Raw genomic sequence first — 16513 nt, 5'->3', positions numbered from 1 at the left:
TGACAACATCGCCAAATGCTATGTGATCCAGTCGATTAGCTGCGCGTCAGCTGAAGAAATTTTTCAATGTCGCTGTTCGCCAGCACTGCACAAAGCCCGTCGGTAAGGGCTACCAGCCCCGCTTCATCCTCGCTATCGAAGCGAGAATAAACCGTACTGTCGATGTCGAGAACACCGACCATCGTGCCATTCACTTTCAGAGGAATCACGATTTCCGCGTTGCTGGCGGCGTCGCAGGCAATGTGCCCCGGGAAAGCGTGCACGTCTTCAACCCGCTGCACGCGATCCTCCGCAACCGCGGTGCCACATACGCCTTTACCCACCGGAATGCGTACGCAGGCGATTTTGCCCTGGAACGGACCCAGCACCAGCGTCTCCGGCTCGGTCAGCAGATAGAAGCCTGCCCAGTTAACCCCTTCCAGGCGTTCAAACAGCAGCGCACTGCAGTTGCCCAGCGCCGCCAGGAAAGAAGTTTCGCCCGCTAACAGTGCGCGGACATCGCGATTTAAATCCTCGTAAAAGGCTTTTTTGTTCATTGTTTAACCATAACTCATCACTGGCGTGACCTTGTTGTCACTCAGTTGTTAAAATAAGCACTAATAATCCAACCCCACAAGGTGAATCATTGTGTTAGTTACTATACCCTTAGCACGCTATGCTTGAGACTATTCTCGTACCATAGATTGATGCAGACAGACGAACTCTGCTCCGCATGCCGGTAACTGTAACGAACAATGGGCCCCTTGCGTCATTTATGAAAATTCACGCCATCAGCCAGACGTTGCCCCACGCACGTTATCAGCGTTGCCCGCAATGCGATACCCTTTTTTCCTTACCGGATGTGAAATCGCATCAGTCGGCTTATTGCCCGCGCTGTCATGCCCGTATTCAGAACGGTCGCGACTGGTCAATGACGCGGCTCACCGCCATGGCCGTCACGATGATCGTACTAATGCCGTTCGCCTTCAGCCTGCCGCTGGTGGATATCCGCCTGCTTGGCATGCGCATCAACGCCAGCCTGCTGGAGGGCGTGCTGCAGATGGCGCAACAGGGCAACGTACTGACAGCCGCCATGGTGGCGTTTTGCACGATTGGCGCGCCAGTGACGCTGGTGGCCGGCATCTGCTATTTGTGGATTGGCCACGCGCTCGGCATGAACCTGCGCCCGGTCCTGCTGATGCTGGAGAAGCTCAAAGAGTGGGTGATGCTGGATATCTATCTGGTCGGCGTGGCGGTGGCGTCGATTAAGGTGCAGGATTATGCCGCGCTGGAGGTCGGCTACGGGCTGGTCGCCTATATCGCGCTAACCATTATGAGCCTGCTGACGCTGATTCATCTCAACGTGGAGGAGCTGTGGGAACATTATTACCCGCAGTCGGTGCCGCACGAACCGCCCGAGCGGTGGCAGGTTTGCCTGAACTGCCACCATACCGGTATGCCCGATGAACGCGGACGCTGCACGCGCTGCCATACGCCGCTCGATTTTCGCCGCCGCCACAGCCTGCAAAAATCCTGGGCGGCGCTGATCGCCTCGATTGTGCTGCTGATCCCGGCTAACCTGCTGCCGATTTCGGTGGTGTACGTCAACGGTGCGCGGCGCGAAGACACCATTTTCTCCGGTATTCTTGGCCTCGCCTCCGGTAACGTGCCGGTGGCGGCAGTGGTGTTTATCGCCAGTATTCTGGTGCCGTTTACCAAGGTGTTGGTGATGCTGACGCTGTTGCTCAGCATCCATTTTAAGTGTGAACAGGGTTTGAAAACCCGCATCCGTCTGCTGCGTGCCGTCACCTGGGTGGGCCGCTGGTCGATGCTGGATCTGTTCGTCATTGCTTTAACCATGTCGCTGGTCAATCGTGACCAGCTGCTGGCTTTTACCATGGGACCTGCCGCCTTCTACTTTGGCGCGGCAGTCATCCTGACCATTATGGCCGTTGAGTGGCTCGATAGCCGCCTGATCTGGGATGCACATGCAACAGGAAACGCCGACTACACCGACTAGCGCTAATCTGCGTAATAAACGCAAGATTTCGCCGTTCTGGCTTTTGCCCATTATCGCCCTGCTGATTGCCGGCTGGCTGTTATGGACCAATTATCAGGAGCGCGGCACCACCATCACCATCAACTTCCAGACCGCGGACGGCATCGTGCCGGGCCGCACGCCGATTCGCTATCAGGGCGTGGAAGTGGGCACCGTGCAGGGCATTGTGCTGAGCGATGACTATCGCAGCATTCAGATCAAAGCCAGCATCAAGAGCGACATGCGCGATGCGCTACGGGAGAACACCCAGTTCTGGCTGGTGACGCCAAAAGCCTCGCTGGCGGGCGTCTCCGGGCTGGATGCGCTGGTGGGCGGTAACTACATCGGCATGATGCCCGGCGACGGCAAAGAGCGCGATCACTTCACCGCGCTGGACACCCAGCCGAAATACCGGGTAAACACCGGCGAACTGCTGATTCACCTGCACGCGCCCGATCTCGGCTCGCTCAACACCGGTTCGCTGGTCTATTACCGTAAAATTCCGGTCGGCCGCGTCTATGACTACAGCATCAACGGTAATACCGATGGCGTGACCATCGATGTGCTGATTGAGCGGCGCTTTACCAACCTGGTGAAAAAACAGAGCCGCTTCTGGAATGTCTCGGGCGTTGACGCCGATGTCAGCCTGAGCGGCGCCAAAGTGAAGCTGGAGAGCCTGGCCGCGCTGGTGAATGGCGCGATTGCCTTTGACTCGCCGGACAGCGGCGAACAGGCCAACAGCGATCAAAACTATCAGCTCTATTCGGATCTGGCACACAGCCAGCGCGGCGTGCTGATTTCGCTCGATCTGCCCAACGGCGACAACCTGAAAGCCGACAGCACGCCGCTGATGTATCAGGGGCTGGAAGTGGGCACCCTGACCAAACTGACGCTGCTGCCGGGCGGCAAAGTGTCCGGCGAGCTGACGATCGATCCCTCCGTCACCGGCCTGATGCGCAGCGGCACGCGGATTGAGATGCGCGCGCCGAAACTCAGCCTGACCGACACCAGCCTGAGCAGCCTGCTGACCGGTAATACGCTGGAACTGGTCCCGGGCGAGGGTGAGCCGCAGGATCACTTCAGCGTGCTGCCGGCCAGCGAAACGCTGCTGCAGAAGCCGGATGTGCTCACCGTTCAGCTCAGCGCGCCGGAAACCTACGGTATCGACGCCGGACAGCCGGTAATGCTGTATGGCGTGAAGATCGGCCAGGTTATTTCGCGCCGGCTGGATGAAAACGGCATCAGCTTTGTGGCGGCCATCAATCCGGAGCACCGCCAGCTGGTACACGCCGACAGTAAGTTCATCGTTAACAGCCGTCTCGACGTTAAATTTGGCCTCGACGGCATGCAGGTGCTGGGTGCCAGCGCGCGCGAATGGATCGACGGCGGTATCCGGCTGGTGCCGGGTGCGAAAGGTCAGCCGTCCAGCCGCTATCCGCTGTACGCCGACTCAGAGCGCGCGGCGGAAGGCATTACCGGCGATCAGCCGCCGACCACGCTCAAACTGACCGCCAACAGCCTGCCGGATGTACAGGCCGGCTCGGTGGTGCTGTACCGCAAGTTCCAGGTCGGTGAAGTGGTGGATGTGGTGCCGCGCGCCGATGCGTTTGAGATTTCGGTCCATATCCAGCCGCAGTATCGCAAGCTGCTGACCAGCGAAAGCGTGTTCTGGGCCGAAGGCGGTGCCAAAGTCCAGCTCAACGGCAGCGGTCTGACCGTTCAGGCTTCACCGCTGAACCGCGCGCTGAAAGGCGCAATCAGCTTTGATAACCTGACGGGCGCGCAGGCGGCGAAAGGCGCTAAGCGCGTGCTCTATCCGTCTGAAACCGCCGCGCGTGCGGTGGGCAGCCAGATTACCCTGCACACCTTTGATGCCAGCAAACTGTCGGCAGGCATGCCAATCCGCTACCTCGGCATCAACGTCGGTCAGGTGGAGTCGCTGGCGCTGAGCCAGGATAACAACCAGGTGGTGGCGAAAGCGGTGCTCTATCCGGAGTATGTGCAGGACTTCGCGCGCATCGGCAGCCGCTTCTCTGTTGTCTCGCCGGAGATTTCGCCCGCCGGCGTTAATCACCTGGAAACGCTGCTGCAGCCGTATGTGAACGTGGACCCGGGCAAAGGCGCGCTGGCGCGCAGCTTTGAACTGCAGGAGAGCACCATTACCGATTCGCGTTACCTTAACGGGCTGAACATCTATGTGGATACCACCGAAGCCGGTTCGCTGTCGATTGGCACGCCGGTGCTGTTCCGCGGTGTAGAAGTCGGCACGGTCACCGGCACTTCGCTGGGTAACATGGCCGACCGCGTGCAAATCGCGCTGCGCATCAGCAAAAAGTATCAGCATCTGGTGCGTAACAACTCGGTGTTCTGGCTGGCCTCCGGTTATAACCTCGACTTTGGTCTGATTGGCGGCGTGGTGAAAACCGGCACCTTCCAGCAGTTCATTCGCGGCGGCATCCAGTTTGCCACACCACCAACGGTGCCGCTGGCGCCGCAGGCCGGTGCCGACAAGCACTTCCTGCTGCAGGATGAAGCGCCAAAAGAGTGGCGCAACTGGGGCACGGCGATTCCGTCGCCAAACTAAGACAACGGGCAGCCTGCGGGCTGCCCGACTTATTTGCGTCAGGGATATTGCGCACGGCTGTACCTGAGCCGGGCTCGGCGTTACACTTCGCCCTCACTTTGTTAGTCCGGTAGATATCCGTGTCCGATCGTTTTCCTGAAGATTTTCTCGCGCTGATGCGCGCCAGCCTGGCCGACGAGGCCGAACTCGAACGCTTTCTCGCCATCAGTCAGCAGCCGCTGCGCCGCAGTCTGCGCGTCAATACGCTGAAAATCAGCGTGGAGGATTTTCTCACGCGCGTGGCGGGCTACGGCTGGCAGCTGACGCCGATTCCGTGGTGTCGGGAAGGCTTCTGGATTGCGCGTGATGACGAATCGCTGCCGCTCGGCAGCGTCGCGGAACACCTCAGCGGTCTGTTCTATATTCAGGAAGCCAGCTCAATGCTGCCGGTCACCGCGCTGTTTGACGCCGCGCCGGATGCCCGCCAGGTGATTGACGTGGCCGCTGCGCCGGGCTCAAAAACCACGCAAATGGCCGCGCTGATGCGCAATCAGGGCGCGATCCTCGCCAATGAATACTCCGCCAGCCGGGTGAAAGTGCTGCATGCCAATATCAGCCGCTGCGGCGTCAGCAATGTGGCGCTGACCCATTTTGACGGGCGCGTCTTTGGTGCCGCGCTGCCGGAACAGTTCGATGCCGTACTGCTGGATGCGCCCTGCTCCGGCGAAGGCGTGGTGCGCAAAGATGCTGACGCGCTGCGCAACTGGACGCTGGCCAGCACCGAGGCCATCGCCGCCACCCAGCGCGATTTACTCGACAGCGCTTTTCACGCGCTGCAACCGGGCGGCACGCTGATTTACTCGACCTGTACGCTTAATACTATCGAAAACCAGCAGGTGATTGCCTGGCTGCAGCAGCGCTATCCGCAGGCGCTGGAAATTGTGCCGCTCAACGATATGTTCGCTGGCGCCGAACGCGCGCTGACGCCGGAAGGCTTCCTGCACGTGTTTCCGCATATCTTCGACAGCGAAGGCTTTTTCGTCGCGCGGCTGCGCAAAACTGCCAGCGTGCCGCCATTACCGGCGCCGACCTACAAACTCGGCAAGCTGCCCTTCTCGCCCGCCAGCCGCAAGCTGGTAGCGGAGGTGGCGCAGGCCGCGCACAAGGTGGGACTGCACTGGGATGAGAGCCTGACGCTGTGGCAGCGCGACAAAGAGCTGTGGCTGTTCCCGGCGGCGCTGGAGAGCTGGCTCAGCAAAGTGCGTTTCTCGCGTATCGGTCTCAAACTGGCGGAAACCTTCCCGAAAGGCTTTCGCTGGCAGCATGAAGCGGTGGTGGCGCTGGCGCAACCGGACAGCGCGCTGGCGTTCGAACTGGACGAAGCGCAGGCGGAAAGCTGGTATCGCGGTCAGGATATTCATCCCGACACGCCGCCCGCGCGTGATGAAGTGATTGTCACCTACCAGCAGCAGCCGCTGGGCCTGGCGAAACGCGTTGGAAGCCGCATCAAAAACAGCTATCCGCGTGAACTGGTGCGCGACGGGCGGCTGTTCCGCTAACACGCATTACTGCAACTGCACCAGCGTCAGCCGGTTGCCAAATACCGCGCCGGTATCAATATAATGCTGATTCGCGGCGTTAAGCGGCTGCTCCAGCGGCGTATGGCCAAAGTAGAACGCACTGGCACCGGCGATCGGCTGCGAGCGGCCGCGCTGATGGCGAGCGAGCCGGTCGCGGCTCCAGACGACCTGATGCCAGTCGACATCCTGTCCCAGTGCGTAGGCACTGGCAGGATAGTCGGCATGAGCAATGACGATGACGCGCTCCTCAAATTGCAGATGTAAAATCAGCGGCAGATCGGCACAGCGCTTCAGCGCATGACGCGCGGCAATCAGCCGCGCACCGCTCAGCTGCCAGAACCAGTCCCCGCCGTTCATCATCCACAGCATCGGATCGTCGCCCTGCAGCGCATCGAGCGCCATCTGCTCGTGATTACCGCGCACGCAGCGGAACCACGGCTCTTCCAGCAGTTGCAGACAGCCGAGGCTGTCCGGCCCGCGGTCGATTAAATCCCCGACCGATAGCAGCAGATCCTGTTGCCGATCAAAGCCCTGCCGCAGCAGCTGCGCATCAAGCTGCGCGCGGCAGCCGTGCAAATCACCGACCACCCAAATATTGCGCCAGTTATTTGCACGCAGCGTCTGATAAAACATGTAATCTGCCCCGGTTGACTGGAAGTTTAGTAAACCCGGCATAAAGTATAGTCCGGTGAGGGGTAGCCGCGGAGGCATCAGCGTGAGCAGTCGGAAACAGTTTGTTGGCATCCTCGTGATGATTTTTATTGGCAGCCTGCTGCTGCTGGAGTCGCTCGCGCGCCTGGTGCATCTGCTTTTTGTTGGCTGAGCGGTGTTTCATGCCGCGCTAAACGCTTACACTCCTTTGCGTCTTACTGAAAGGAGTCGCCATGAGTCAGAATATCTACGATAACCCCGAATTTTTTGCTGGCTATGCCACCCTGCCGCGGTCGGTCAACGGACTGGACGGCGCGCCCGAGTGGCCCGCGCTGCGGGCCATGCTGCCTGAGCTGCGTGACCAGCGCGTGCTGGATTTGGGCTGCGGCTACGGTTGGTTTTGTCGTTACGCGCAGCAGCAAGGCGCGCGAGAAGTTGTGGGGCTGGATGTGTCAGAAAAAATGCTGGCGCAGGCCGCTGCCATGACCGATCGGCCCGGCATCACTTATCAGCGTGCTGACCTCGAAACCCTGCAGCTCAGCAGCACTTTTGACGTGGTGTACAGTTCACTGGCGCTGCACTATCTCAGCCATATCGACGCCCTGTTTGCCACGATCTTTCATGCGTTACGTCCCGGCGGCGCGCTGGTGTTTTCATGCGAGCACCCGATTTATACCGCTCCGCGTCAGCAGGAGTGGATCATTGATGATGCCGGGCAGCGCAGCTGGCCAGTCAATCAGTATCAGCAGGAAGGGGAACGAGTCAGCAACTGGTTTGCTGCCGGCGTGAAGAAGCAGCACCGCAAACTGGCAACGTGGATCAATGCGCTGATTGCCGCCGGTCTGGTGATTGAACGGCTGGATGAGTGGGGTCCGGATGTACAGCAGGTAGCGGAGAATCCGGCGCTGGAAGAGGAGCGCGAGCGTCCGATGCTGTTTTTGCTGGCGGCGCGCAGGCCGCTGTAAGGTTTTCAGCAGTGGCTGCATCCTGCAGCCCTGTGAAAATTCCCCCCGGCGCTTATCTCCGGCACTCAATCAAGGTGTTAGCTCTGTAAGGGACGGCACCTACTGTAACGCTTAAGATTATTCCGAACAAGTTAAATGATATTAACTATCATTCTCAACTATTGATCTGGCGCGCTGTTAATGCCCGTTGCGTTTGTGTCGCTTCTGTCTGCTAAATCTCACAGGAGCCCGCATGATCACTGACTACACCTTTAACTATCTGGATGGCCTGGATGTGCACTATCGTTATAAACCGGCCAGTCTGGATAATCAGCATCTGTTGATTGTCATGTCCGGGTTTAACCTGCCCGATCCCACCGTGTATGATTTTACTTTGCTGGAGCACACCCGTGCAGCCGTGTTATGGATCAAAGACGATTTCAACGGTTTGCCAGCGTATTACCTGTGTAACAATCTTCAGTTCAACATCGAGCACGGCGTCAGCCAGCTCATCCGGGCGGTGATTGAGCTAACCCAACCTTCTGACGTGACCATTCTCGGCGCGTCGAAAGGCGGCAGTGCAGCGCTCTACTTCGGTATTCGCCACAACATCAGAAACATTATTACTGCAGTACCACAGTTTTTTCTCGGTGACTATGCAAGCCAGATTTGGCCCAGTGTGGGTAAAGCGATGATGGGCGAGATAAGCCCGGCTGCGGTCGCGTTGCTAAATAAATACCTGCCCAATGCCCTGCGTCGCGATCGCCAGACGCAGAAAAATATTTATCTGTTTACAGCACTGGCCGATCATCAGCGCGAGCAGGAAGTGTTACCGCACCTCGGGCTGCTGGAAAAATACAGTAATTTCAATCTGATTGAATCGTCATCACCCTGTATCACGCAACATAATGAGGTGACCCGCTATAACCTCAACCTGATTCTGGCGCTGATATATCAGTTGGAGCAGAATATCACCCCGCGCTGGGGCCATATTCGCAACGGCAGCAGTTGGTAACGGCGCAGCTAAAAATCATAGGTTGGCTATGACGAATCCCGGCTAACGCGTGATTAAAAAGATCGCCAGCATAAAACCGATAAACAAACCGGCAAAGGTCAGCAAACCGGTGCGCGGCGTTTTGGCCTGACCGACAATCGCGCCGATAAAAATGCTCAGAATGGTGAGCGTGCCAATCATTACCCAGAGAAGATAGTGTGTATTTGCTGCCATGCGAAATCCTGTTAAGCGGCCATCAATCAATGCGCCCTGTTATACCATTTTTCGCTATGGCTGGCTGCTGCAAATATCCGCTGCGTTGCGCTCAGCATGACGATGCATCGCATGTGACAACGTCACTTTCGTATTATCTCACGCAATGTTATCACGCTTAATAAATGCGCTAATTGAGCAAATAAAGTCCGGCAACAAGGGTACCGACGGAAATAATATGGAATAGCTCAGTCATGGTAGCGACCTCAATTTAATGCCTGTACGACTCAGTCAAGAACAGCATCTGGCGTTCGTCAAATCATCACCGCCTGCAATAAGCGCAGCCGATGGCATAAATACCAATCGATGCTTAACTGAATACGTACCCATAAGACAGGAGGAAAGCCATGAGCCAGTCTGCATTAGCCACCTACCTTGCGTTAAGCGACGACGACCTCAATGAGATGGGCATCCGTCCGGACACGCTGTTCGAAGCGCAGCCCGACGATAACGGCGCCGTCGGTTACTATTTCAACGTACCGGACACCACGCCGCAGCGCGTGCTGGGGCAGAAACGCTGGTCGCTGGGCGATCGCATCGACATTCCGGCCAGCGTGCTAAATAACGATTCAGCGTAACGGCTCCCGGGATGCGCGATCCTGTGCCAGGCTTAAGTCATTGTGGAATGTTGCAATCAAGAGGGAATGATTATGATGAAAAAAACGGTACTGGCGTCACTGCTGATGGTGTTTAGTCTGGGCGCTATCGCTGAACAGGGCGGCTTTGAGGGCGGTAAAACCCCGCCGCCGCAGAAACAACAGGACGCCGGTTATAAAGGGTCTGAAGACACCGGCCAGACGCATATCGAACAGATTCGGGATTTTCGTCAGGGCGGCTATGTCACGCTGGAAGGTTATATCGTTAAAAAGTTAAGCGGTGATAATTATCAGTTTCGCGACAGCACCGGCACCATCACCATTAAAGCCGCTGCCGATACCTTCAAAGGCAAAACCTATAACGCTGAAGATCAGGTACGGGTAAGCGGCAAAGTGTATGGCCGGGGCGAGAATACCCGTGTTGATGTTGCACGTATCGAAGAACCTTAATGCATTATTGTCCGGTCCGCCGTCGCGTGTGCGGCGGACATTATCTTTCCCTTCGCAGGAAATCATCGCATGAAGAGCCTGTTTGCCAGTCTGTTAATCCTCTCCACCCTGACCGCGTTAGCTGGCTGTCAGCAACCTGAACGGCCAATTGGCCCGGACGGACGCCCTAATGTCCCTGCAGAACAACCGGTGCCCGGCGGCCCAATGAGTAAGGGGCCGGTAGGTCAGCCGCAGGCCTGACCGCAGAAGAAATCAGCAATATCTCTTTATAAGAAACCGGCATCAGAGGAAAAAAACCTCCCGCAGGAGGTTTATCACCTAGATCGGTTTCTGCCCATCGTCTTCGCCGGTGTCATCATCGTCATCAAGCGGCTCTTCACCGGGCACCTGAGCATCATCAGGCAGCGGAGTGACATCATCGGGTCGTTCTGACATAAGCACCTCCATACCCCACATTGGGTAATAACTATTTTAGTTGCGTTATCCTTCAGCCCGGCGGGTTTATCACGCATCTGTGAATTAAGCGTAAGAAGTAAATTAGTTATGGGTTAACGCTTTGCTTATCGCCTGCCCTCGGCTAACGCGATAAACAAAAAAGGCCACCCGAAGGTGACCAATAATAGGGTACTCGCTGCGTTAGTCATCAGGTGTGGTTATTAATTTATTTCGCCACATGAATAACACAACTGAATTAATTCGCTTCTTTCATCACATACAACGACGAGGCAATGGCAATCATAATCGACTTACAAAAAATACATTTTGCGCCGAGTGGATTTTGCCTGTTCCTGTCAAAAACGGACTGGCGATATTGAGAGCCCTGACATTGTGGGCATCTCATAGCATTAATTACTGTAATAATCAGAGACCTGTAACGTTAACAGCTGACGGACCTTTAGGGCCGTTTTCTACAGAGAATTCAACTTTCTGACCGTCATCGAGTGAGCGGAAGTCAGTTCCCTGAATGGCAGAAAAATGGACGAAAACGTCTTTGCTGCCGTCTTCCGGAGAAATGAAGCCGAAACCTTTCTCAGCGTTGAACCATTTTACTGTACCGAGCATTTTATTTGACATGTTTATACCTTGATAATGAGCCATATGGCATTAGAGGCTGAACCGCAGCGACACATCAGAACCTGAGATAAAACTCAAAGAGAAAGGCACAGGAAAGGCACTAACACAGATGAGAGATACAAAACGAACTAACTATGGGACTGTCTGCTTATCAGACCGGAGATGCATTAACGCACGTCTGGCGGGTAAACACAAGGGCTAAATAAATTTAATGGCCAATTAAAGGCGTAACGAAACGGTGAACGCTCCGCGTTTAAAGTTTTAAGTGGATAGAATCTGTCACTATTTTAATCTCTGAAAGCCTCAGGCATTTAAAATAATTATTTTGCTGCGGCCACGACTGTCATTTCGCCAGGTAAAGAGTACGCCGAAAAAGAGACAAAAAAAGACCCAATACGATTCCTGTATCGGGTCCAGGGAAATGGCTCGTTGAGAGCCGTGCGCTAAAAGTTGGCATTTTTGCAGGCGAGGACGCCTTGCCTTTTAAAGGTAGACCAGCATCGGTGATTTTCCAGCCAGCGGGCTTCGCCGCCGGCAAAAGCTGCCAACTCTGTGATCGCGCTGGCACTAACGGCTGGCAGGCGCAGCGGCAAAAATGTGCGCTACGCCTGAAAATGCAGGGATTATTTACCGCACAGCTGCTGGGCGCGATCGACGATCGGCTGCAGGCTCATCTTTTGTCCGGGATGCGCTTTATCGGCGGCAAGGATGGTATCGATGGACTGCAATGTGCCCTGCCCGGCATTGCCGCGCGCCAGCGCTTTATCATTAAGCGGATACTGCAGCAGTGTGCTGGGGTTGATGGCAAACAGCGCGCCATCTTTCTCGCAGGTCAGCATCACCTCTTCGCGGGTGAACGGCCATTTATCTTTGCCCATTTCAAAACGGCTGACGGTGATAATTTGCCCGGCGAACGCCTGGCTGCACAACGCCATCAGTAACCCAGCTGGAATCAGTTTCTTCAGCAAAATCTCGACCTCATCTCATCTTTTAACAGATTCAGGCCGGCGACAGCGTAGCAAACACGCTCACCAGCCCGATAACAATCAACGCCAGCAGCAGCTCGAGCTGCGTCAGACGGATAAAAAGTTTCGGTGCCCGGCTGGCGGCCAGGCGAAAACGCGGCACCAGCAGATAGCGATTAAGCAGCGCAATTAGCACCATCAGTGCCACCAGCAGCGCTTTGCTCACCAGCAGCTCGCTCCACAGCGTGGCGGTCCAGTTGAGCGGCGTACCGGCAATCAGCAGGCTGTTGACCGTGCCGGTAACAATCGCCAGCGCCACGGCCAGATGACCATAGCGTGAAAAGCGCATCATGCTGCGAATGGCATCGGTGCGCCAGGCAATGTTACGCGCCTCGCGCATTAATAGCAGCAGCGGCAGCAGACCACCGGCCCAGAAGGCGGCCGCGATCAGGTGCAGCGCATGATTCCCCTGCTGCAGCAGTCCCGGCATGCCGTCGCGCATCGCCGCATGGCCGACGCCCGCCAGTGCCACCAGCTGCAACAGCGCAGTCGCCAGTAACGCCTGCTGGCGCAGATTACCCCGCAGGCGCAGCGCCAGCGTGCTGAGCAGGGCAAACAGGATAACCCAGCGCCACACCGCGCCGAAGCGTGTGCCCAGCACCGCCAGCCAGACGTCGATGCTGGCGATACTGCGCCAGTCGCCGCTCATCAGCCCGGTCTGCGCCGCCAGCATCAACAGCGCACTGAGTAAACTCAGCACGGCGCTGTATCCCATCAGCCGCCGCCAGCGCTGTGCCAGCACCGGTCGGTAGCGCGACGGCGCCAGCAGCGCGGTATAAAATGCACTGCCGGTCAGCAGAAACAGCGCCAGAAAATGCAGCGCCCGCAGGACGATCCAGAACGCGCTAAGACTCATTACTTCACGCTGAAGCTGTAGCTACCTTTGGTTTTGTGGCCGTCCACTGACAGCACGTGCCAGTTGACCTGATACTGGCCCGACGCCAGCGGCTGGGCGATCGGCACAATCAGCTGATCGTGCTGCTGCGGATTCAGCTGGGCTTTCTCCAGCGCCACCGGCTGCTGCTGCGCGTTGGTCATTTCCACGCCGCTGAATGCCGGTTCAATATCTTCGGTAAATGTCAGGGTGAGTTGCTGCGGCGCGCGCTCCACCACGGCGTTATCCGCCGGCACCGGGGCTTTCAGGTGGGCATGTGCCAGAGCCAGCTGGCTGAAGCCCAGCGTCGCGCCCGCCAGCAGTAGCGCGATAACGCGCCTGGATGCAGTTTTCATCATCACGTCTTCCCTTTTAACTGCGGCACTGCGCCGCAAATGTGGCAGCAGGATACGCCGCTGCTTTTAGGCTGTCGAGACTTGCGGTGCGATCCAATTCCCTTGATCCAGCAGGGCGAAACCATTATTTTTGCCCCTGTTTATCAGGAGAAAAGCATGAGCCAAAACCTTGCCCTGCTGTCGCAGGAAGAGAAAGACAAAGTAAACGTCGATCTCGCCGCCGCTGGCGTGGCGTTTAAAGAGCGCTACAACATGCCGGTGATCGCCGAGATGGTGGAGCGCGAGCAGCCGGAAGCGCTGCGCGACTGGTTCCGTCAGCGCCTGATGGCCTATCGCCAGGCATCGCTCAGCCTCTCCCGCCTGCCCTACGAACCTAAGCAGAAATAATTTATGTTACGCGTAATCGATACGGAAACCTGTGGCCTGCAGGGCGGCGTGGTGGAAGTGGCGTCGGTGGATGTCATTGACGGCCAGATCGTCAATCCGATGAGCGATCTGATCTGCCCGGATCGGCCCATCAGTCGTCAGGCGATGGCGGTGCACCGCATCACTGAAGCCATGGTGGTAGGCAAACCGACCATCGAAGAGGCAATTGGCCGCTATCACGGTAGCCCGCACTATGTGGCACATAACGCCAGCTTTGACCGGCGCATGCTGCCGACGATGCCGGGCGAATGGATCTGCACCATGACGCTGGCGCGCCAGCTGTGGCCGGGCATTAAATACGGTAACCAGGCGCTGCGTCACAGCCTGAAACTTGAGGTGTCGCCGCCGGAAGACCTGCACGCGCACCGCGCGCTGTACGATTGCTACGTCACCGCCGCGCTGCTGATCCGCATTATGGAAACCTCCGGCTGGAGCGCCAGCGAGATGGTGAGTCGCTGCCAGCCGGCACCGGTCAGCGACGAGGTGTTCCCGTTTGGTAAGTATCGTGGTCAGAGCATCGGCAGCATCGCGCGTAAAGATCCGGGCTATCTGCGCTGGGTGCTGGAAAACGTACGTGATTTGCGCGCGCCGCTGCGGCAGACGCTGCGCAAATACGTTAAGGACACTCAGTAATCGCTGCGCGGCGGCAGCGTGCCCTGCGCCAGGGCGATCAGGAAAGTGAACTCCTGCGCCACGCCTTCATAGGATTTATAACGTCCTGATTTGCCGCCGTGGCCGGAATCCATATCGGTGCAGAGTAACAGCAGCGCATCGTTGGTGCGCAGCTCACGCAGCTTTGCCACCCACTTCGCCGGCTCCCAGTACTGTACCTGCGAATCGTGCAGCCCGGTGGTCACCAGCAGGTGCGGATACGCCTGCGCCGTCACGTTGTCATACGGGCTGTACTGGCGGATGTAGCGATAGAATTCCGCCTGCTCCGGATTGCCCCACTCATCATATTCACCAGTGGTCAGCGGAATCGACGGATCGAGCATGGTCGTGACCACATCGACAAACGGCACCTGAGCGATCACGCCGTGAAACAGCTGCGGGGCCATATTCAGCACGCCGCCCATCAGTAAGCCTCCGGCACTGCCGCCCATGGCGTACAGCTGCTGCGGGTTACCATAGCCTTTCGCCACCAGCGCTTCGGTAACATCAATGAAGTCGGTGAAGCTGTTCATTTTATGTTGCAGCCGGCCATCGTCATACCACTGCTGGCCCAGCTCGCCGCCACCGCGCACGTGGATAATCGCGTAGATGAAACCGCGCTCCAGCAAACTGATGCGGCTGGTGCCAAAACTGGCCTCCATGCTGCTGCCATACGCGCCGTAGCCGTACGCCAGCAGCGGATTGGCGCCGCGCTGAAAGTGTTTGCGGTGATAAACCAGTGAGACCGGCACTTCCGTGCCGTCGCGCACCGTGATCCACAGGTGTTCACTTTTGTAGTCGGCAGAGTCAAAGCCCGGCACCGGGGTTTGCTTGAGAATGCGCCGCTCGCCGGTCTCCATGTTCAGTTCGAACAGCGTGGTCGGCGTCGTCATCGACGAGTAGCCGTAGCGCAGCGTGTCACTTTCCGGCGTGGGGTTGTAGGCCAGCCAGGTGACATAGGCCGGATCGTCAAAGGCAATACCGTAACTCTCGCCGCTGGCCCAGTTAATCTGGCGCAGGGTATTTACCCCGCGCTGGCGCTCTTCAACCACCAGCCAGTTACGAAACAGCTGGAAATCTTCCATCACCACGTGGTCGCGCGGCGGGATCAGGGTTTGCCAGCGATCTTCAGCCAGCCACGCGCTGCGGTACAGGCCGAAATTTTTGCCGTCGCGGTTGGAGCGAATGAAGAACTGGTGATTGTAGTGATCGATGCTGTATTCATGATCGCGCCGCCGCGGACAAAACACCTGCGGCTGTGCGTCCGGATATTCCGCGTCAATCAGCAGAATTTCACTGGTGGTAGTGCTGAACAGCGCGATCAGGATGAAGTGTTCCGAGGTGGTTTTATGCACGCTAAGGTGGAAAGACTCATCCTGCTCTTCATATACCAGCTGATCTTCCGACTGCGGATGCCCCAGTTCGTGACGCCACACCTGATAAGCCAGCAGCGTTTTCGGATGCTTGCGTACGTAGTAGAGGGTGCGTGAGTCGTTGGCCCACGCCACGCTGGAGGACGCGTCGCGCAGCACCTCCGGATACCAGCTGCCGCTGTTGAGATTACGAAAGCGGATGCCGTACTGGCGGCGCGATAAAAAATCTTCCGCCAGCGCCATCACCTGGTTATCCGGGCTGATATCCAGCGTGCCCATGGTGTAAAAATCACTGTGTGCCGCACGCTGGTTGCCATCCAGCAGCAGTTGCCACGGCTGGTCGGCGGGCGCATCCACCGGCTGGCGGAAATAGGCTGCGTACTCATTGCCGGCTTCGTAACGGCTTTGATAGCGGTAGCCGCGTTTAACGTACGGTACCGAGTGGTCCTGCGCCGGTAGCCGATCGATGATCTCTTTCAGTACCCGATCCTGCAGCGCATCCTGAGAAGCCATCATCGCTTTACCGTAGCCGTTTTCCGCCTCCAGATAAGCCAGTACCTCGGGGTTTTGTCGGTCATCATCACGCAGCCAGAAATAGTTATCGGTGCGCGTTTCGCCGTGTAACGTCATGTGGTGGGGGATTTTTTTCGCTTGCGGCTGATTCAT

19 protein-coding genes are annotated in these 16513 nt (G+C 57.3%); 10 read left to right on the top strand and 9 right to left on the bottom strand.

Going from position 1 to position 16513, the window contains the following annotated elements; genetic code table 11:
* Positions 1-35 precede the first annotated feature (35 nt).
* Positions 36-536: a GAF domain-containing protein gene (locus ABVR31_RS08670; protein WP_150057907.1), complete on the bottom strand. Its 501-nt coding sequence runs from the start codon at positions 534-536 to the stop codon at positions 36-38.
* 218 nt (positions 537-754) lie between these two features.
* Here ABVR31_RS08670 and yebS point away from each other — a divergent pair, with 218 nt between their 5' ends.
* The 3 genes from yebS to rsmF all read left to right on the top strand — a co-directional run bounded on the left by yebS (position 755) and on the right by rsmF (position 6139).
* Complete coding sequence (yebS, locus tag ABVR31_RS08665) at positions 755-1999, top strand: membrane integrity lipid transport subunit YebS (protein WP_058771236.1); 1245 nt, start codon at positions 755-757, stop codon at positions 1997-1999.
* A complete protein-coding gene (locus ABVR31_RS08660; protein WP_372772444.1) occupies positions 1968-4601 on the top strand; it encodes an MlaD family protein in 2634 nt (877 codons plus the stop codon). The genes yebS and ABVR31_RS08660 overlap by 32 nt, the downstream gene beginning before the upstream one ends.
* 113 nt (positions 4602-4714) lie before the next feature.
* Positions 4715-6139, top strand: coding sequence for a 16S rRNA (cytosine(1407)-C(5))-methyltransferase RsmF (gene rsmF / locus ABVR31_RS08655; protein ID WP_372774005.1), 1425 nt, complete (start codon positions 4715-4717; stop codon positions 6137-6139).
* A 6-nt stretch (positions 6140-6145) separates the two neighbouring features.
* On the opposite strand, the gene ABVR31_RS08650 is transcribed toward rsmF, so the two are convergent.
* Positions 6146-6793 carry a metallophosphoesterase gene (locus tag ABVR31_RS08650; RefSeq protein ID WP_058757749.1) on the bottom strand — a complete coding sequence of 216 codons (648 nt, stop codon included), beginning with the start codon at positions 6791-6793 and terminating at the stop codon, positions 6146-6148.
* Between the two features lie 251 nt (positions 6794-7044).
* On the opposite strand from ABVR31_RS08650, the gene ABVR31_RS08645 reads away from it, so the two are divergent.
* Both ABVR31_RS08645 and ABVR31_RS08640 read left to right on the top strand, forming a co-directional pair.
* On the top strand, positions 7045-7776 hold the full coding sequence (locus tag ABVR31_RS08645; protein ID WP_141495361.1) for a trans-aconitate 2-methyltransferase: 732 nt from the start codon (positions 7045-7047) through the stop codon (positions 7774-7776).
* 232 nt (positions 7777-8008) lie between these two features.
* Positions 8009-8770 (top strand): hypothetical protein, encoded by a 762-nt coding sequence (locus ABVR31_RS08640; protein ID WP_152999313.1) that lies wholly within the window; start codon positions 8009-8011, stop codon positions 8768-8770.
* Between the two features lie 42 nt (positions 8771-8812).
* Here the strand turns inward: ABVR31_RS08640 and ABVR31_RS08635 are convergent, their stop codons facing one another.
* Entirely contained in the window at positions 8813-8983 is a 171-nt protein-coding gene (locus tag ABVR31_RS08635; RefSeq protein WP_021510008.1) for a hypothetical protein, read from the bottom strand.
* A 386-nt stretch (positions 8984-9369) separates the two neighbouring features.
* Between ABVR31_RS08635 and ABVR31_RS08630 the strand changes: the two genes are divergently transcribed.
* The 3 genes from ABVR31_RS08630 to ABVR31_RS08620 all read left to right on the top strand — a co-directional run bounded on the left by ABVR31_RS08630 (position 9370) and on the right by ABVR31_RS08620 (position 10308).
* Positions 9370-9600 carry a hypothetical protein gene (locus ABVR31_RS08630; RefSeq protein ID WP_215800926.1) on the top strand — a complete coding sequence of 77 codons (231 nt, stop codon included), beginning with the start codon at positions 9370-9372 and terminating at the stop codon, positions 9598-9600.
* Positions 9601-9675: 75 nt separating this feature from the next.
* On the top strand, positions 9676-10068 hold the full coding sequence (locus ABVR31_RS08625; RefSeq protein WP_127834767.1) for a YgiW/YdeI family stress tolerance OB fold protein: 393 nt from the start codon (positions 9676-9678) through the stop codon (positions 10066-10068).
* A 69-nt stretch (positions 10069-10137) separates the two neighbouring features.
* Positions 10138-10308 (top strand): hypothetical protein, encoded by a 171-nt coding sequence (locus tag ABVR31_RS08620; RefSeq protein WP_058774586.1) that lies wholly within the window; start codon positions 10138-10140, stop codon positions 10306-10308.
* Positions 10309-10759: 451 nt separating this feature from the next.
* On the opposite strand, the gene ABVR31_RS08615 is transcribed toward ABVR31_RS08620, so the two are convergent.
* From ABVR31_RS08615 to copC, 5 genes are all read right to left on the bottom strand, one after another.
* Positions 10760-10909, bottom strand: a complete 150-nt coding sequence (locus ABVR31_RS08615; protein ID WP_223815600.1) for a hypothetical protein — start codon at positions 10907-10909, stop codon at positions 10760-10762.
* Between the two features lie 20 nt (positions 10910-10929).
* Positions 10930-11142, bottom strand: coding sequence for a cold shock domain-containing protein (locus ABVR31_RS08610; RefSeq protein ID WP_021510003.1), 213 nt, complete (start codon positions 11140-11142; stop codon positions 10930-10932).
* 623 nt (positions 11143-11765) lie between these two features.
* Positions 11766-12113, bottom strand: a complete 348-nt coding sequence (locus ABVR31_RS08605; RefSeq protein WP_059009741.1) for a YebY family protein — start codon at positions 12111-12113, stop codon at positions 11766-11768.
* Between the two features lie 28 nt (positions 12114-12141).
* Entirely contained in the window at positions 12142-13023 is an 882-nt protein-coding gene (gene copD, locus ABVR31_RS08600) for a copper homeostasis membrane protein CopD (RefSeq protein ID WP_372772440.1), read from the bottom strand.
* Positions 13023-13400: a copper homeostasis periplasmic binding protein CopC gene (gene copC, locus ABVR31_RS08595; protein WP_059009744.1), complete on the bottom strand. Its 378-nt coding sequence runs from the start codon at positions 13398-13400 to the stop codon at positions 13023-13025. Before copC ends, copD begins: the two co-directional genes overlap by 1 nt.
* A 153-nt stretch (positions 13401-13553) precedes the next feature.
* On the opposite strand from copC, the gene ABVR31_RS08590 reads away from it, so the two are divergent.
* Positions 13554-13784 carry a DNA polymerase III subunit theta gene (locus tag ABVR31_RS08590; protein ID WP_010616356.1) on the top strand — a complete coding sequence of 77 codons (231 nt, stop codon included), beginning with the start codon at positions 13554-13556 and terminating at the stop codon, positions 13782-13784.
* A gap of 3 nt (positions 13785-13787) precedes the next feature.
* On the top strand, positions 13788-14456 hold the full coding sequence (gene exoX, locus ABVR31_RS08585; protein ID WP_288443088.1) for an exodeoxyribonuclease X: 669 nt from the start codon (positions 13788-13790) through the stop codon (positions 14454-14456).
* On the opposite strand, the gene ABVR31_RS08580 is transcribed toward exoX, so the two are convergent.
* Positions 14450-16513 (bottom strand): prolyl oligopeptidase family serine peptidase, encoded by a 2064-nt coding sequence (locus ABVR31_RS08580; protein WP_372772437.1) that lies wholly within the window; start codon positions 16511-16513, stop codon positions 14450-14452. The genes exoX and ABVR31_RS08580 overlap by 7 nt on opposite strands.

The sequence above is a fragment of the Pantoea sp. WEP genome (assembly GCF_041678305.1).
Classification (GTDB): domain Bacteria; phylum Pseudomonadota; class Gammaproteobacteria; order Enterobacterales; family Enterobacteriaceae; genus Pantoea; species Pantoea dispersa.
Note: the sequence above shows the minus strand (reverse complement) of the source record. Positions and strands in the feature narration are given on the sequence as shown.

Excerpts from the sequence above, each read along its gene's own strand:
- ABVR31_RS08670 (WP_150057907.1), bottom strand. The coding sequence starts at position 536 with ATGAACAAAAAAGCCTTTTACGAGGATTTAAATCGCGATGTCCGCGCA.
- yebS (WP_058771236.1), top strand. The coding sequence starts at position 755 with ATGAAAATTCACGCCATCAGCCAGACGTTGCCCCACGCACGTTATCAG.
- ABVR31_RS08660 (WP_372772444.1), top strand. The coding sequence starts at position 1,968 with ATGCAACAGGAAACGCCGACTACACCGACTAGCGCTAATCTGCGTAAT.
- ABVR31_RS08650 (WP_058757749.1), bottom strand. The coding sequence starts at position 6,793 with ATGTTTTATCAGACGCTGCGTGCAAATAACTGGCGCAATATTTGGGTG.
- ABVR31_RS08645 (WP_141495361.1), top strand. The coding sequence starts at position 7,045 with ATGAGTCAGAATATCTACGATAACCCCGAATTTTTTGCTGGCTATGCC.
- ABVR31_RS08640 (WP_152999313.1), top strand. The coding sequence starts at position 8,009 with ATGATCACTGACTACACCTTTAACTATCTGGATGGCCTGGATGTGCAC.
- ABVR31_RS08635 (WP_021510008.1), bottom strand. The coding sequence starts at position 8,983 with ATGGCAGCAAATACACACTATCTTCTCTGGGTAATGATTGGCACGCTC.
- ABVR31_RS08630 (WP_215800926.1), top strand. The coding sequence starts at position 9,370 with ATGAGCCAGTCTGCATTAGCCACCTACCTTGCGTTAAGCGACGACGAC.
- ABVR31_RS08625 (WP_127834767.1), top strand. The coding sequence starts at position 9,676 with ATGAAAAAAACGGTACTGGCGTCACTGCTGATGGTGTTTAGTCTGGGC.
- ABVR31_RS08620 (WP_058774586.1), top strand. The coding sequence starts at position 10,138 with ATGAAGAGCCTGTTTGCCAGTCTGTTAATCCTCTCCACCCTGACCGCG.
- ABVR31_RS08615 (WP_223815600.1), bottom strand. The coding sequence starts at position 10,909 with ATGAGATGCCCACAATGTCAGGGCTCTCAATATCGCCAGTCCGTTTTT.
- ABVR31_RS08610 (WP_021510003.1), bottom strand. The coding sequence starts at position 11,142 with ATGTCAAATAAAATGCTCGGTACAGTAAAATGGTTCAACGCTGAGAAA.
- copD (WP_372772440.1), bottom strand. The coding sequence starts at position 13,023 with ATGAGTCTTAGCGCGTTCTGGATCGTCCTGCGGGCGCTGCATTTTCTG.
- copC (WP_059009744.1), bottom strand. The coding sequence starts at position 13,400 with ATGATGAAAACTGCATCCAGGCGCGTTATCGCGCTACTGCTGGCGGGC.
- ABVR31_RS08590 (WP_010616356.1), top strand. The coding sequence starts at position 13,554 with ATGAGCCAAAACCTTGCCCTGCTGTCGCAGGAAGAGAAAGACAAAGTA.
- exoX (WP_288443088.1), top strand. The coding sequence starts at position 13,788 with ATGTTACGCGTAATCGATACGGAAACCTGTGGCCTGCAGGGCGGCGTG.
- ABVR31_RS08580 (WP_372772437.1), bottom strand. The coding sequence starts at position 16,513 with ATGAATCAGCCGCAAGCGAAAAAAATCCCCCACCACATGACGTTACAC.